The 13,731-nt window shown below is 40.0% G+C and carries 15 protein-coding genes; 4 read left to right on the forward strand and 11 right to left on the reverse strand.

The features are described from left to right. The first annotated feature begins 4 nt into the window (after nt 1-4). Nucleotides 5-1,621, forward strand: coding sequence for a M56 family metallopeptidase (locus tag QL995_RS01390; RefSeq protein ID WP_290291922.1), 1,617 nt, complete (start codon nt 5-7; stop codon nt 1,619-1,621). 205 nt (nt 1,622-1,826) lie between these two features. Beyond that, complete coding sequence (gene gntR, locus QL995_RS01395; RefSeq protein WP_290291925.1) at nt 1,827-2,837, forward strand: gluconate operon transcriptional repressor GntR; 1,011 nt, start codon at nt 1,827-1,829, stop codon at nt 2,835-2,837. A gap of 107 nt (nt 2,838-2,944) precedes the next feature. Here gntR and gntU read toward each other — a convergent pair whose 3' ends face one another. Then, entirely contained in the window at nt 2,945-4,288 is a 1,344-nt protein-coding gene (gene gntU / locus QL995_RS01400) for a gluconate transporter (protein WP_010552956.1), read from the reverse strand. Nucleotides 4,289-4,438: 150 nt separating this feature from the next. Here gntU and QL995_RS01405 point away from each other — a divergent pair, with 150 nt between their 5' ends. After that, entirely contained in the window at nt 4,439-4,972 is a 534-nt protein-coding gene (locus QL995_RS01405; protein WP_076924707.1) for a gluconokinase, read from the forward strand. Nucleotides 4,973-5,027: 55 nt separating this feature from the next. Here QL995_RS01405 and QL995_RS01410 read toward each other — a convergent pair whose 3' ends face one another. The 10 genes from QL995_RS01410 to hisG form a co-directional block, all read right to left on the reverse strand. Next, on the reverse strand, nt 5,028-5,216 hold the full coding sequence (locus tag QL995_RS01410) for a DUF1289 domain-containing protein (protein ID WP_002960277.1): 189 nt from the start codon (nt 5,214-5,216) through the stop codon (nt 5,028-5,030). Between the two features lie 2 nt (nt 5,217-5,218). Then, a complete protein-coding gene (locus QL995_RS01415; protein ID WP_290291932.1) occupies nt 5,219-5,773 on the reverse strand; it encodes a hypothetical protein in 555 nt (184 codons plus the stop codon). A gap of 109 nt (nt 5,774-5,882) precedes the next feature. After that, nucleotides 5,883-6,497: a bifunctional phosphoribosyl-AMP cyclohydrolase/phosphoribosyl-ATP diphosphatase HisIE gene (gene hisIE, locus QL995_RS01420; RefSeq protein ID WP_008138598.1), complete on the reverse strand. Its 615-nt coding sequence runs from the start codon at nt 6,495-6,497 to the stop codon at nt 5,883-5,885. Continuing rightward, on the reverse strand, nt 6,488-7,267 hold the full coding sequence (hisF, locus tag QL995_RS01425; RefSeq protein ID WP_007580654.1) for an imidazole glycerol phosphate synthase subunit HisF: 780 nt from the start codon (nt 7,265-7,267) through the stop codon (nt 6,488-6,490). Before hisF ends, hisIE begins: the two co-directional genes overlap by 10 nt. Then, on the reverse strand, nt 7,249-7,983 hold the full coding sequence (locus QL995_RS01430; RefSeq protein WP_290291937.1) for a 1-(5-phosphoribosyl)-5-[(5-phosphoribosylamino)methylideneamino] imidazole-4-carboxamide isomerase: 735 nt from the start codon (nt 7,981-7,983) through the stop codon (nt 7,249-7,251). The genes hisF and QL995_RS01430 overlap by 19 nt, the downstream gene beginning before the upstream one ends. 33 nt (nt 7,984-8,016) lie before the next feature. Continuing rightward, the gene (gene hisH / locus QL995_RS01435) at nt 8,017-8,607 is read right to left on the reverse strand and encodes an imidazole glycerol phosphate synthase subunit HisH (RefSeq protein WP_002960265.1); all 591 of its coding nucleotides are present in this window, start codon (nt 8,605-8,607) and stop codon (nt 8,017-8,019) included. Next, on the reverse strand, nt 8,604-9,665 hold the full coding sequence (hisB, locus tag QL995_RS01440; RefSeq protein WP_290291940.1) for a bifunctional histidinol-phosphatase/imidazoleglycerol-phosphate dehydratase HisB: 1,062 nt from the start codon (nt 9,663-9,665) through the stop codon (nt 8,604-8,606). The genes hisH and hisB overlap by 4 nt, the downstream gene beginning before the upstream one ends. Beyond that, nucleotides 9,662-10,771, reverse strand: coding sequence for a histidinol-phosphate transaminase (hisC, locus tag QL995_RS01445; protein ID WP_290291943.1), 1,110 nt, complete (start codon nt 10,769-10,771; stop codon nt 9,662-9,664). The genes hisB and hisC overlap by 4 nt, the downstream gene beginning before the upstream one ends. Continuing rightward, complete coding sequence (gene hisD / locus QL995_RS01450; RefSeq protein WP_290291946.1) at nt 10,761-12,062, reverse strand: histidinol dehydrogenase; 1,302 nt, start codon at nt 12,060-12,062, stop codon at nt 10,761-10,763. The genes hisC and hisD overlap by 11 nt, the downstream gene beginning before the upstream one ends. A gap of 5 nt (nt 12,063-12,067) precedes the next feature. Continuing rightward, on the reverse strand, nt 12,068-12,967 hold the full coding sequence (gene hisG, locus QL995_RS01455; RefSeq protein ID WP_007580644.1) for an ATP phosphoribosyltransferase: 900 nt from the start codon (nt 12,965-12,967) through the stop codon (nt 12,068-12,070). Nucleotides 12,968-13,386: 419 nt separating this feature from the next. Between hisG and QL995_RS01460 the strand changes: the two genes are divergently transcribed. Beyond that, nucleotides 13,387-13,623, forward strand: coding sequence for a hypothetical protein (locus tag QL995_RS01460; protein WP_101163489.1), 237 nt, complete (start codon nt 13,387-13,389; stop codon nt 13,621-13,623). Nucleotides 13,624-13,731 lie beyond the last annotated feature (108 nt).

Consider the following 13,731-nt stretch of genomic DNA (forward strand, 5'->3'; position numbering starts at 1 on the left):
GGTAATGACGGATTATTTACTAACTTGCACACTTATTAGCTTATGTATTTTGCTTACAGTAAAAGGGCTAAAAAATGCCCCAGCACGATTAAACTTTTACATTTTAATGATTGTCTTGGCATGTTGGTTTGTCCCTTGGCAGTACTTTTCCCAGTTACCCTTATTTGAAGGGGCAAATCGTTACACATTTAACGTGGCGCAATTGATTCCCGATGTTAAAGCACTAATACCGAATGCTGAACAAGTAGCAACTAAGGACGAATTACAAAGCGATATGGGTATATGGGACTTATTGCCATCACTTAGTAATGTTTTTATGGTTTTAGTTTTAGCTGGTTTTGGATTGTTTTTATTACGCGTGGGCTTATATGTAAAGCTTATAAAAAATTTATACATTAACTCAAAGCCAAGTCCTGAACTTAACCACATCAACAATCAGTATCCAATTAGACTAACAACCCATACAGAACCTGCTTTTGCTACCGGGTTAATAAAGCCTGTTATTTGGTTAGAGTCGACGATGACACACCGTAAAGAATTAGACTCAGTCATTCAACACGAGGTAACTCATTTACAACAAGGCGATATTTATTGGACGTGGCTTATTTGTTTTATAGAAAGCGTTTTTTGGTGGAATCCTATTTGCCTAAAGTTAACTGGTTTGGCAAAAGAGCAACTCGAACTTAGCTGTGATGAGTTGTGTATGCAAAAGTTAAAAGGTAAATACCAATTGGATTTAGCCAGTTTATTGCTACAAGAGCAAAGTGCTAAAAGCTCGCCTAACTTTTTTACCCCCCCACTTTTGAATATTGCTCATTCTAAGAGTTTTAATATTCAGAGGATCAAAATGTTAAACAAGGAAAAAACAATGAAAAGTAAATATTTGGTTATGGTTGCGGCGGCAATGTCTTTTAGTGCTTTAGCTGCAGCGCAAATTGTAGACGGTAGTTCAGATAATAAACAGCCAAGTAATAATACGTCTCAGGCTCCTGTTAAAAGTGAAGAATATAAACAACAACTTGCACAGCTTCTAAAAAGTGCTGCTGGGGCAAAAAGTGATACACCTGAACTGTTAAACCAAGCTGCGCAAGGCATTCAAGATTGGCACTTGAATAGAGACAAACTTACGGGGTTTGAAGAAGCTGAAATCAAGCTACAAAGCTTTAGGCTGCTAAATCACGTTTACTCTAAACTTGAGCAATATGAAGACATACTGAGTGCTTACGAAAAATGGTACGAGCCGGGCAGTAACCCACCTTACTTTTTAAAAAATTCACTAGCAACGGCCTATATACAGCTAGGGCGTTATGAGCTTGCTGTTGCAGAGCTTGAAGATTTAGCAAAACAGCTTGAAGGTAAGCTACATGTTGGCTCTGCTGATAACTTAGCACTGGCATACATTTACCTTGCTGATTACGATAAAGCGTTAAAAACCCTAGAGCAGGTTGATGAAAAAGACAATGTATACGGAAATATCCTTAAATATTATGTTTATGATAAACAAAATAACCGTAAAAAGATGGATGAAATTAAAAGTAAAATTCCAGAAGTATTTGCAGTTACCCCCGCGTTATTACCACAAAGCGGTGTACCTGGTTCGCAATTGTTGAGATTGCTATAAGTTTTCAATTACGATGAGGCTCGGAGTATCTGAGCCTCTGTTTAATGTTATTGGTACAAATACAGTTTTATTCATTAAAATAGATCTAGGTTATTTAAATCTCTTGGGTAATCGCTTAGCGATAACCTAAATAAAAATGGCTAAAAGTAGTGATTTTTCACAATAGTTGGTATGTTACAAGTAACATTTTATTTAATTGTGTGTGATGAAAAAAAACAAACGTTCTTCTCTTCAAGATATTGCCGATGCGGTTGGTGTAACCAAAATGACGGTTAGTCGTTATTTACGTAACCCCGAAAAAGTATCAGAGTCTACTCGCACTAAAATTAGTGCAGCTATTGATACGCTAGGTTACATTGCAAATAAAGCCCCTGATTTACTCTCTAATGCTAAAAGCTATTCTATTGGTGTACTAGTCCCATCGTTAACGAATCACGTGTTTGCTCAAGTTATAAGAGGTATTGAAGATGTGACAGGGCCTGCAGGATATCAAACAATGTTGGCCCATTATGGTTACAATCCTGAAATTGAAGAAAGACGGGTTGAGTATTTATTGTCGTACCACGTTGATGGTTTAATTTTATCAGAAACCACACACACAGACAGAACGCTAAAAATGATTGAAATGTCAGGTGTACCTGTGATTGAAATAATGGATACTCATCACTCTCCTATGCAGCAAGCGGTTGGTTTTGATAACGTTAAAGCAGCTTTTGATATGACGACAGCACTTTTAAATAAAGGCTATCGCAATATTGTTTATATAGGTGCGAGGCTCGATGTACGAACACGCCTAAAATTTCAAGGTTATTCAGATGCTATGTTAGCTAAAGGCTTTACGCCTAAAAGTGTGATGACTGATCAAGCTTCATCTTATAGTTTAGGCGCCGAACTTTTACAAAAAGCGCGTACTGACTACCCAAATACTGACTGTTTGTTTTGTACTAATGATGATTTAGCAATTGGGGCTATTTTTGAGTGCCAGCGAAACAATATTTTAGTGCCTAGCCAAATGGGGATTGTGGGTTTTCATGGTCATGATATTGGCCAAGCAATGGTGCCTCAATTAGCAAGTGTGATCACCCCTCGTTATCAGATTGGTAATGTTGCGGGAAGAGAGTTGTTGAGCCGGATTAATTCCGATTTGGACACTAGCATGAATTATAAGCAAGTAATTGATACTGGTTATATAGTTCATCTAGGTGAGAGTGTTTAAATACTCTAATTATATGAGCCTAATTACATGAGCTTAATTACCTAAGCCTAAATAACAAAAAGGCTCAGGTAATTTTTATATGTGTGATAGCTCTACGCACTGTAAATTTACAAAAACAGAGAAATAATCATAGCGACAAGTGCGCCAACAGTACCAATAATGGTTTCCATTACTGTCCACGTTTTAAGAGTTTGCATTTCGCTCAAACCGAGATAGCGACTCGCTAACCAAAATCCTGAGTCGTTTACATGGGAGAGCACAATAGAGCCCCCACCAATAGCGATGGTGACAGCGGCAAGCTGCGCTCCATCAAGGCCTAAAGGCTGAAGCATTGGAATAATTAAGCCACACGCTGTAAGCATAGCTACTGTCGCAGAGCCTTGAATAACCCGCACAGCGGCTGATAATACAAAAGCGAGTATTACAATCGGTAAGCCTGAGCCAGCTAAGTAATTACCCAGTGCAGTACCTACTCCTGAATCAACTAATACTTGTTTAAATACCCCACCGGCACCAGTGACAAGAATAATAATTCCTGCAGGTTGTAAGGCACTACCACAAATTTCCATGATTCTAGCATTAGGGACACCGCGCCTTGCACCGAGCAAATAAAATGCCATTAGGCAGGCAACTAAAATTGCTGTAAATGGATGACCTATAAAGGCTAACCAATTATATAAATCAGAGTCTTTTTCAACAAAGCGACTACCAATAGTATTTAAACTAATCATAATTAATGGCAAAGCAATCAAACCTAATGCTAATCCAAAACTAGGTGTGCCTTTACCAACTCTTTGGTTATCGTCGATTTGTTCGTGCTGTGGGAGTTCTACATGAATAGATTTAGAAATAATAGAGCCCCAAATTGGACCCCCTATAATCATTGCCGGTATGGCAGCAATAAGGCCAAATAAAATCATATAACCATAGTCAGCGCCTAATTGAGAGGCAACCAAAATCGGCCCTGGCGCAGGAATAAGAAACGCCTGACAAGACGCTATTCCAGCAAGTAGCCCAATACCAATTTTAACAACGCTGCCACCGCCTTTTCTTACCACTGCAAAAACAATACCGATTAAAAGTACAACGGCCACATCAAAAAACAGGGGGAGGGCACAAATAAAGCCCGTAAAGGTAAGCGCCCAATTAGCGTTTTTTTCTCCAAAACGGTGTAAAAGTGTGTGGGCAATACGATCCAGCGCACCGGTTTCTTCCATTACTTTGCCAAACATGGCGCCTAAAGCGACCACCACCGCTACAAAGCCTAGCGTTCCAGCCATTCCCTTTTGAATTGTAGCGGCAATTATTTCAGGGCTCATTCCTGAAAATAATCCTGCAATCATAGAAACAAGGATCAAAGAGACGACAGCATGTAGTCGTACTTTCATTACTAAGAAAAGCAATAAAAATATGGAGCCTGCCGCTGTTAGTATTAATGATAAATCTGACATTTTTCCCTACTTATATTCAGTGTGAATTATGATGTTTAGTGTGTGTTTAACTTCACTTTCGCATTTGTTACGGGTAACATGTTACCCGTAACTCAATATAATATATACATTGAAAATAATTAATTATTAAATTAAGGCGAGGGTAAATACATGAGTAACACAAATGTAGGTCGTGTTTATATTGTAATGGGGGTTTCAAGCACAGGAAAGTCAAGTGTGGGTGATGCATTAGCAAAGCGCATTGGCGCTAAATTTATCGACGGAGACGACTTACATCCCAAGGCTAATATATTAAAAATGTCATCTGGGCAGCCTTTAAATGATGCTGATCGTGTGCCTTGGCTAGAAAGAATACGTGATGCTGCATTTAGCATTGAAAAGAAAAATGAAATTGCGGTAATAGTCTGCTCTGCATTAAAAAAGAAATACCGAGAACAAATATGTGACGGAAATATAGGTATTACCTTTTTACATCTTTATGGTGATTTTGAACTGGTTAAAAGCCGTATGCAGGACAGAAAAGGGCATTTTATGCCTGTTGATTTACTCAAAAGCCAATTTGAAGCGCTAGAAGTACCAAAAGAAGATGAGCCCAATGTTATAAATATAGATATTAATAACTCATTTGAGCAAGTAGTCGAAAGCTGTATTAGCGCAACTAAAATGAATAGCCACAACAAGTAAAAAGTTTTTAGTTAATCAGTTAACTGTTACTTTTAACATTTAGGGGCTTTATTTGTTATGAGTTAGCATCTGCTCGTGGTGTTTCTAAAATCGCTTTTTTTTCATCTTCAGATAATATTATCCAATCAAAAATTTCTTCGTTGGTACGCCCACACCCGGTGCAGTAACCGCTGCGCCTTTCGCATATTCCTAGGCAATCGGTTTTAAATTTAGATGGTTTTTTGTTTTGATTTAATTGGCGCATTATTAAAGTCCTAACGGTGGAGCAATTTCAAAGCGAGTAGAAAACCCATTACCTTCTTGATTAGTAGCAAGTGTAATTACTGGGGTTATAGTATCAAGTACAAAGGTGCTGTAAATTGAACTTGCTGTTTCTTTTTGGCTTTCAAACCAACCTGTTTTGGTTAAGCATTGGCGTAATTGCTTAGCCAGTTTTTGATGGGACTTTACGGTTTTCGTTTGTGTATTAACAGGTGTTTGGCATTGGTAGCTTGCTTGCTCTGACTTATTTAAAGTAACTGTACAGGTTGCTCCAATCATATGAGTATTAGTACGCCACTGATTAGTGAACTGGTTATCTACTTTATCTGTTTTGATTGAATTAAAACCAGACTCATAACCATTTATTAGGTTATTTATGATGCTGCATTCATTGGGTGTTACTGTGGTTTTTACAGACTGATTCGTTGTAGTAGTGGTTGCTGTAGTTGTAGTCTGATTAGTTTTACTGGTACAGCCCGCTAAAATAAACGCGATAACTAAAATAAATGCGACAATAGAAGGAGTAATATAGTTTTTCATAGTTCACAGTAACCGATTAATTTAGCCACGCACTATATCACACGTGATTTACTGTAAAAATAAAAAGACCCATAAGATATGAGCCTTTTTCAATTTGCTTTAGCAGGTGCTATTTATGGCGACCTTGCAAGCATTTAACTACATCTTCAAGGGCTAAGCCTTGGCGTTGTAGCAATACTGTAAGGTGATAAATTAAATCAGCAGATTCGTTTGTTAGCTCATCGTTATCGTGTTTCATAGCGGCAAGGGCAACTTCTACGCCTTCTTCACCTACTTTTTGACAACTACGGCTTAAGTCTTTTGCAAATAATGATGCTGTGTAGCTTTTTTCAGGGTCGTCATTTTTACGCGCAACAATCACATCTTCTAACTGTGCTAAAAAGCTTAAACTTGGTTTTGCTTCATCACCAAAACAGCTTTGTGTGCCTAAGTGGCACGTTGGACCTTCTGGGTTGGCAAGTACTAAAATTGAATCGTAGTCACAATCGGTATGCACAGATACTACGTTTAAGTAGTTTTCTGATGACTCACCTTTAGTCCATAAACGCGATTTTGAACGCGAGTAAAACGTCACTTTATTACTCTCAAGCGTAACGTTTAGTGCTTCGCTGTTCATAAAGCCTTGCATTAAAATAACACCAGAGCGGGCATCTTGAATAATAGCAGGGATCATGTCACTTTTAGCGAAATCGACTTGAGCTTGGTTTTGTTGTGTTACTTGCATAATCTTGCTGCCACTTGGTTATCTGTTAAAAATTGTTTTAGTTCGCCAATGTTAATCACATTTTTATGAAAAACGCTGGCGGCTAATGCACCATCTACTTTGCTTTGTTTAAATACATCAACAAAATCTTGCATTGATCCCGCACCGCCAGAGGCGATTAAAGGAATGTTACATAGCTCGCGAATTTTACTTAACTGCTCGTTGTCGTAACCGTTACGAACGCCATCTTGGTTCATACAGTTTAATACAATTTCGCCTGCGCCTAAGTCTTGTACGCGTTTAACCCATTCTTGTGTTTTATAACGTGTACGGCTTGATGCATTAGGATCGCCAGTTAATTGGTAAACTAAATATTCACCAGTCGTTTCATCAAAAAAGCTATCAATACCGACAACAACACATTGCTTACCAAACTCATCGTGTAATTCTTTAATAAGTTCAGGGCGTGCAATAGCAGGGCTGTTAATGCTTATTTTGTCAGCACCGCGCTCTAAAACACGCGCTGCATCAGCCACTGACTTAATACCGCCGGCTACACAAAATGGAATATCGATATTGCGTGCAATACTCTCTACCCAGTTTACATCAAGTAGGCGTTTTTCAACGCTTGCACTGATTTCGTAAAAAACCAGTTCATCGGCACCAGCTTCGCTGTAGGCTTTAGCCATTGTCAAAATGTCGCCAACAATTTCATGGCCTTTAAACTTAACGCCTTTAACTACTTGACCGTCTTTGACGTCTAAACATGGGATTATGCGTTTTGATAACATGCCAATGCCTCCTCAACGCTAAATGCGCCATCAAGCAATGATTTACCTAAAATAACGCCGCCCACACCTAGCTCTTTAAGTTTTTTAATGTCGTCAAGTGAGCTTACACCCCCTGAGGCTTGCACTTTGATTGCGCTGTTATGGCGAGTTAAATCTTCGTAAAGCTCAAATGATGGACCCGTCATGGTGCCATCTTTACTGATGTCCGTGCATAAAAAGTCAATAACACCTAAGCCCACGTAAAAATCTACCAGCTCAAGTAAACCAAATTCAGATTCACTTAACCAACCGTGTGTAGCAGGTGCCCAGCCCGTGGCTGTTTTATTTACATCAAGGGCAATTACAAAGTGCTCTGCGCCAAATTGTTCAATCCAGGTTTTTACTTGTTCGCGTTTTTCTACTGCCATTGAACCAATAACAACTTGGTTTGCACCGGCTTTTAGCCAATCACTTACATCTTGCTCTGAGCGAATACCGCCGCCCACTTGGTACGGTACGTTAAGTGCTTTGGTTGCAGCTTGAATATGTTTCCACTGTTTTTTACTTGGATCGCGTGCACCTTCTAAATCAACAAGGTGCAGTTTACCTGCGCCGCTGTCGGCGTATTCTTTTAAACGCGCGCCAAGTTCGAAAGGGTAAAACTGTGCTGTGTCGTACTTACCTTGATACAAGCGCACAATTTGATTTTGTAATACGTCTAATGCTGGAATAATCACAAATAATCTCTTTTTTGTTAGTTAATGGGCAGCTTACAACTGCCAATCAACAAAATTTTGTAATAAACGTGCGCCAACTTTTGCGCTGCGCTCTGGGTGAAATTGCATGCCTGCGTAATTGTCTTTTGCAACAATGGCTGAAAAGGTTTGACCGTATTCGCCGCTCACGAGTGTGGCGTCATTTACAGTGTGCGCAAAGCTGTGAACAAAATACACTTGCTCATCAAGCGTTAGCCCTTTAGTTAATGCATGCTCTTTATTAACGCTTAAGTTATTCCAACCCATATGCGGCGACGTTAAGTTGCCTACATCAAGTGCTTTTACTTGCCCTGGTATTTTACCTAGGCACTGTACGTTACCTTCTTCGGTGCTTTCGCACAGTAACTGCATACCTAAGCAAATCCCCATAAGCGGGCGCTGGTATTCATTTATAGCTTGTTGCCAGCCGTTATCTACTAGGCGTTTCATAGCAACTGACGCGTGACCTACACCTGGTAATATAGCGCGCTCAAAACCCGCTAATTGCTCTGGTGAAGTAATTACTGTTGGCGTTTGGCCTAAGCGTTCAAACGCAAAGCGTACTGAATTTATATTGGCACAACCGGTATTAATTATGGCAATCATAAACATCCCTTAGAGCTGGCTGTTTGTTGGGTCGTGTCTTGTGCTACTGCCATGCGAAGTGCACGTGAAAATGCTTTAAATAAGCCTTCTACTTGGTGATGACAGTTACCGTCGCTTACCGATAAAATAAGGCTAATGGCGGCGTTATCACTTAAGCTTTTGAAAAAGTGCTCAACCATTTGCACGTCTAAGTCGCCTGCTTTTTCGCGGCTAAAGTTAGCGTTTAATACAAATGATGCACGGCCCGATAAATCAATTTGTGCTTCAGCTTTACACTCGTCCATAGGAAGCGCAAAACCATAGCGTGCAATTTGCGATTTAGTACCTAGGGCTTGTTTAAGTGCTACACCTAAGGCAATACCAATGTCTTCAACAAGGTGGTGCTCGTCTATGTGTAAATCGCCTTTGGCTTTAATGTTTAAACCAATGTTTGCGTGCGTGCGAATTTGATCAAGCATGTGATCAAAAAAGCCAAGGCCGGTGTCTATGCTGCCATTTTTAGTTTGATCTAGGTTTATTGCCACATCAATTTGGGTTTCTTTGGTATTGCGTGTAACACGACCTTCGCGGTTTGCAGTGGTCAATTTAGTTACTATCGCACTCCAATCGCCGTCGTATAAAATACCTTCACAACATAAGTTTTGAGCAAGGCCAATATCAGTTTCACGGTCGCCAATAACAAAAGAGAGCGCTAAGTCTACTTTGCCTGAGCGCATAAGCTCGGTAAGTAATCCTGTTTTAGGTTTACGGCAATCGCAGTTTTGCTCGTTAAAGTGAGGGCAAATTAATACTTCGTCAAAGCTAATGCCTTGGCTTTGCATTATGTCCATCATTTTGTCTTGTGCAATATCAAAGTCAGCAGTAGGGAAGCTATCTGTGCCCAAACCATCTTGGTTAGATACCATAACTAAACGGTAACCTGCAGCTTGTAATTGTAACAACGCAGGAATAACACCAGGTAAAAATGCTAGCTTTTCAAGGCTATCTACCTGTTTGTCGGTAATTGGCTCTTCAATAATAGTGCCGTCGCGGTCTATAAATAAATAGGGGTTACTCATGATACTTCGTTTCCTGCTAAAGATGCTGTGGAAGCTGGCGTTTGTAAGCCATCTAACCAAATTTTTACTTGTTCAAGTTCTTGTTCACTGCCAATTGAAATTCGTAGCCAGTCGTCTTCACCGTATAGCGTAAAAGCGCGCATAACCAAACCTTGCTCAAGTGCAATTTTAAAATAGTTTTTATCGGCTAATTCTAAAGTAACAAAGTTACCTTCACCAGTGAGAATTTTTAATGCAGCAGGGGAGGCGTTTAGCCAATCTACCAACTTAGCTTTTAAGCTATTTAAAATAGTAACTTGGCGGCGCATTGATGTAATTGCATCAGGTGCAATTGCTTGCGCTGCAATACTTGCTACTACGCCCGATACCGGATACGGCGCAATGACTTTACGAATTGGCGCAAGAGTTGCTGCTTGTGCAAGGGTAAAGCCTGTTCTGAGGCCTGCCAACGCAAACGCTTTAGAAAGCGTGCGCAAAACTACTACATTACTAAATTCATTAATAAGCTTAGTCGCGCTTTGCTCTGGGCAAAATTCTATATAGGCTTCGTCAACAATAACTAATGCAGAACCCGCAAGTGCTGTTGCAATCGCTTTTACTTTATCAAGTGGCGTTAAGCTGCCCGTTGGATTATTTGGGTTACAAATAAATACTAGTTTTGAGCTGCCAACAGCTGCAACTATTTCGTCAGCACTGCCACTTAATAATAATTCTTGGGTAAGCGCGTTAATACCAACGTTGTGTGTATCGGCGGTAACTTTGTACATGCCGTAGGTTGGTAAAAATAGCGCAATACTATCTTTAGCTGGCTCACAGTATGTGCGCACTAAAAGCTCAATGCCTTCATCTGCGCCGCGCGTCATTAATACATTTTCGCTTTCAAGCTCTGTATAAGCGGCGTAACGGTCAATAACCAGTTGCGGTTGTGGATCAGGGTAGCGATTTAAATCCTCAATACTCAGTTCAAGATTTTTAGCATACGGGCTTTCGTTAGCATTTAGCCACGTAGTACCGGTTAGCTTCTCACTTTTTGCAGAGCTGTATGCAGCAAGGGCTGCAATATTCTTAGGTAATAAGCTAGACGCTTGTGCGCTCTCATTGCTCATTTTTAATTGCCTCTAAACGAATTGAAACCGCATTAGCGTGGGCATCAAGGCCTTCTGCATCTGCAAGTGGTAAAATAGCTTTTGAAAGCTGCGTTAAACCACTTTTACTAATTGTTTGCACTGTGTATGTACGAAAAAAATCAAGTAAGTTTAAGCTCGAGTATGTTGCACTGTAACCATATGTTGGTAACACGTGGTTAGTTCCCGATGCGTAATCGCCTGCAGATTCTGGCGTGTAGTCACCTACAAATACTGAGCCTGCGTTTTTAACTTTATCTAGGTATGGTGTTGCATCGCCTAGTTGTAAAATTAAGTGCTCTGGTCCGTATTGCGCCGATACATCAAATGCTTGCTCAATTGAATCAACTAAAATAAGTGAAGAATTAGCGAGCGCTTGCTCGGCTGTTTCTTTGCGACTCAAATTAGCCAACTGGCGTGTAAGTGCCTGCTGAGTTTGTTCTATTATACTTTCGCTGTTACATAATAAAATAACTTGCGAGTCTGCGCCGTGCTCTGCTTGTGAGAGTAAATCGGCGGCTATAAATTCTGGGTTCGCACGTTCATCTGCAATAACAAGTACTTCAGACGGACCTGCTGGCATATCAATTGCCATACCTGGAATAGTTTGCGCAACGAGCTGTTTAGCCATTGTTACAAAGCTATTTCCTGGGCCAAATATTTTGTTAACTTTAGGAACCGATTCGGTGCCATAAGCCATTGCTGCAATTGCGCCTGCGCCACCACTTTCTATTAAAGTAGTAATGCCACATAACTTAGCTGCATATAAAATAGCAGGGTTAATCGCTTTATCACCTTGTACTGGTGTAGCAAGTACAACGGTTTTTGCGCCGCTTAACTGCGCTAATACACCCTGCATAATAACCGACGATGGCAGTGGAGCACTGCCACCGGGTACATAAATACCGACTGCTTCGATGGCTTGATATTTCAGTTCACATACAACGCCTGGTTGGGTCGATAATTTAATATCTTTTGGCAATTGCGCTTCGTGAAAACGTTTAACGTTTGCATAAGCGGTATCAATTGCGTATTTAAGCTCTGCACTTAGTGCTTGCTCTGATGCGTTAATTTCATCAAGCGGAACACATAAGCGAGGGTTAGATCTATTATCAAACTCTTTAGCCATGCTAAGTAAGGCTTCATCGCCTTGCTCTTTTACGTTAGCTAAAATAGTTTTGCATATAGCTTCAACCTTGGCACTGGCAGAAACTGCAGGGCGCATTAGCGCCGCTGCTTGTACTTGTGAAGATTCCTCATTCCAACGAAGCATGGCACTTACTCCATCATTTTTTCAATTGGCATAACTAAAATAGAGTTAGCGCCTAAGGCTTTTAACTGCTCCATTGTTTCCCAAAATAATGTTTCGCTGCTTACCATGTGAAGTGCTACGTATTCATCGTTACCAGCAAGGGCAAGTAGAGTAGGCTGACCAGAACCTGGTAAAATTTCACAAATTTCATCAAGTTTGTTTTTTGGTGCGTGTAGCATGATGTATTTGCTTTCTTTAGCTTGTCTAACACCACGTAGGCGCGGCATAAGCTTATTGATTAGTGCTAGTTTGTCAGCATCTTGAAGATCTTTATTTTGAATTAAACAGGCGTTTGATTCTAAAATTGTTTCGCCTTGAATCAAGCCGTTAGCTTCAAGTGTTGCGCCAGTAGATACTAAATCACAAATTGCATCAGATAAACCCGCACGCGGTGCTACTTCAACAGAACCCGTAAGCATTACTGTACTTGCGTTAATGCCTTCGCGCTTTAACCACTGAGTTAAGATTTCTGGGTAGGTAGTCGCAATACGTTTGCCTTCAAACCAGCTCTTATCGCGAGCGCCAAGCTCTTGTGGCCATGCAAGTGCAAGACGACAGTAACCAAAGTCTAGTTTTGAAAGTTTGGTTACTTCACTTGGAACACCTTGGCGTTCACGTTCTGCTTGAACTTCTACTAGTACGTTTTCGCCAACTATGCCTAAGTCACATACACCGTCCATTACTAAACCCGGAATATCGTCATCGCGCACACGTAGTACGTCAATTGGCATATTAGTTGAGTGTGCAATTAAGCGTTGTTCACGAAGGTTAAGTTTAACACCTAACTGTTTAAGCAGATCTTGACAATCTTTAGATAGGCGGCCGCCTTTTTGGATGGCGATACGTAGACGATTACTGTTGTTCATTATTCATTTTCCTTTAATTTAAAAACTAAAAACCCCGAGGGGAACCTCAGGGCGAAAATGAATCAATGTTATTTGAATCGCCAGAGGTTCCTTTTAGGAATAACCTCTCAGCGAAAGACCTGACAGGTTATTCCGGTGAATGGTGGTGATGATGTACTGTTGTCAGGTTTAAGCGCATTTTTTATCCTATGTAACTGCCCGTTGTTTTGTTAACGTGCAGTTGTTATCTGTTTAAATAAATTTCGCATTCATAAAAACATAAACAGCTATATTATGGCAAGTTTTTTTTAGCTTAATTAAAGCATATGTTATAACTGTCGATAATATTAAGATAATAAGCGCAATTTTCGCCAACAATTGGTTGTTTATCACTCAAACCAAGTGGTTAACGAATAAAATGAAAAAATAAGGAAGTACTTATGGATATTATGATCCCTTATTTAGGAAGAATAACTAGGCTAGAAGTTGAGTCAAAAAGTGCTTTTCATATTGCGGGTGTGCAAAGTGGGGCTGCCGCTGAAAAAGTTGAACTAGAGAATAAAAAAAGGCGTGAGTTACAAAAAAAGAAAAAGCTCAATATGCTTGATGATCAAAATAGTAAAAAAAAGTCTAACGTAGATGATGACGAAAACACCCATTTAGATACATGGGCTTGATAATACCAACTTTACTAAATACATAAGCAATTAACTCAAAAAGGCCCTTGCGGGCCTTTTTACTATGTATTTTGCTTATGCCAATTAGCTTAAACTTTTAAGCAGATT

The organism is Pseudoalteromonas sp. APC 3358, assembly GCF_030408075.1.
GTDB classification, from domain to species: Bacteria; Pseudomonadota; Gammaproteobacteria; order Enterobacterales; family Alteromonadaceae; genus Pseudoalteromonas; species Pseudoalteromonas arctica.

Bases quoted from the DNA above. Each gene is read 5' to 3' on its own strand.
- gntR (WP_290291925.1), top strand. From the start codon at position 1,827: ATGAAAAAAAACAAACGTTCTTCTCTTCAAGATATTGCCGATGCGGTT.
- QL995_RS01460 (WP_101163489.1), top strand. From the start codon at position 13,387: ATGGATATTATGATCCCTTATTTAGGAAGAATAACTAGGCTAGAAGTT.
- QL995_RS01390 (WP_290291922.1), top strand. From the start codon at position 5: ATGACGGATTATTTACTAACTTGCACACTTATTAGCTTATGTATTTTG.
- hisH (WP_002960265.1), bottom strand. From the start codon at position 8,607: ATGATTGCCATAATTAATACCGGTTGTGCCAATATAAATTCAGTACGC.
- hisG (WP_007580644.1), bottom strand. From the start codon at position 12,967: ATGAACAACAGTAATCGTCTACGTATCGCCATCCAAAAAGGCGGCCGC.
- QL995_RS01405 (WP_076924707.1), top strand. From the start codon at position 4,439: ATGAGTAACACAAATGTAGGTCGTGTTTATATTGTAATGGGGGTTTCA.
- hisF (WP_007580654.1), bottom strand. From the start codon at position 7,267: ATGTTATCAAAACGCATAATCCCATGTTTAGACGTCAAAGACGGTCAA.
- hisB (WP_290291940.1), bottom strand. From the start codon at position 9,665: ATGAGTAACCCCTATTTATTTATAGACCGCGACGGCACTATTATTGAA.
- QL995_RS01415 (WP_290291932.1), bottom strand. From the start codon at position 5,773: ATGAAAAACTATATTACTCCTTCTATTGTCGCATTTATTTTAGTTATC.
- hisD (WP_290291946.1), bottom strand. From the start codon at position 12,062: ATGCTTCGTTGGAATGAGGAATCTTCACAAGTACAAGCAGCGGCGCTA.
- hisIE (WP_008138598.1), bottom strand. From the start codon at position 6,497: ATGCAAGTAACACAACAAAACCAAGCTCAAGTCGATTTCGCTAAAAGT.
- QL995_RS01410 (WP_002960277.1), bottom strand. From the start codon at position 5,216: ATGCGCCAATTAAATCAAAACAAAAAACCATCTAAATTTAAAACCGAT.
- gntU (WP_010552956.1), bottom strand. From the start codon at position 4,288: ATGTCAGATTTATCATTAATACTAACAGCGGCAGGCTCCATATTTTTA.
- hisC (WP_290291943.1), bottom strand. From the start codon at position 10,771: ATGAGCAATGAGAGCGCACAAGCGTCTAGCTTATTACCTAAGAATATT.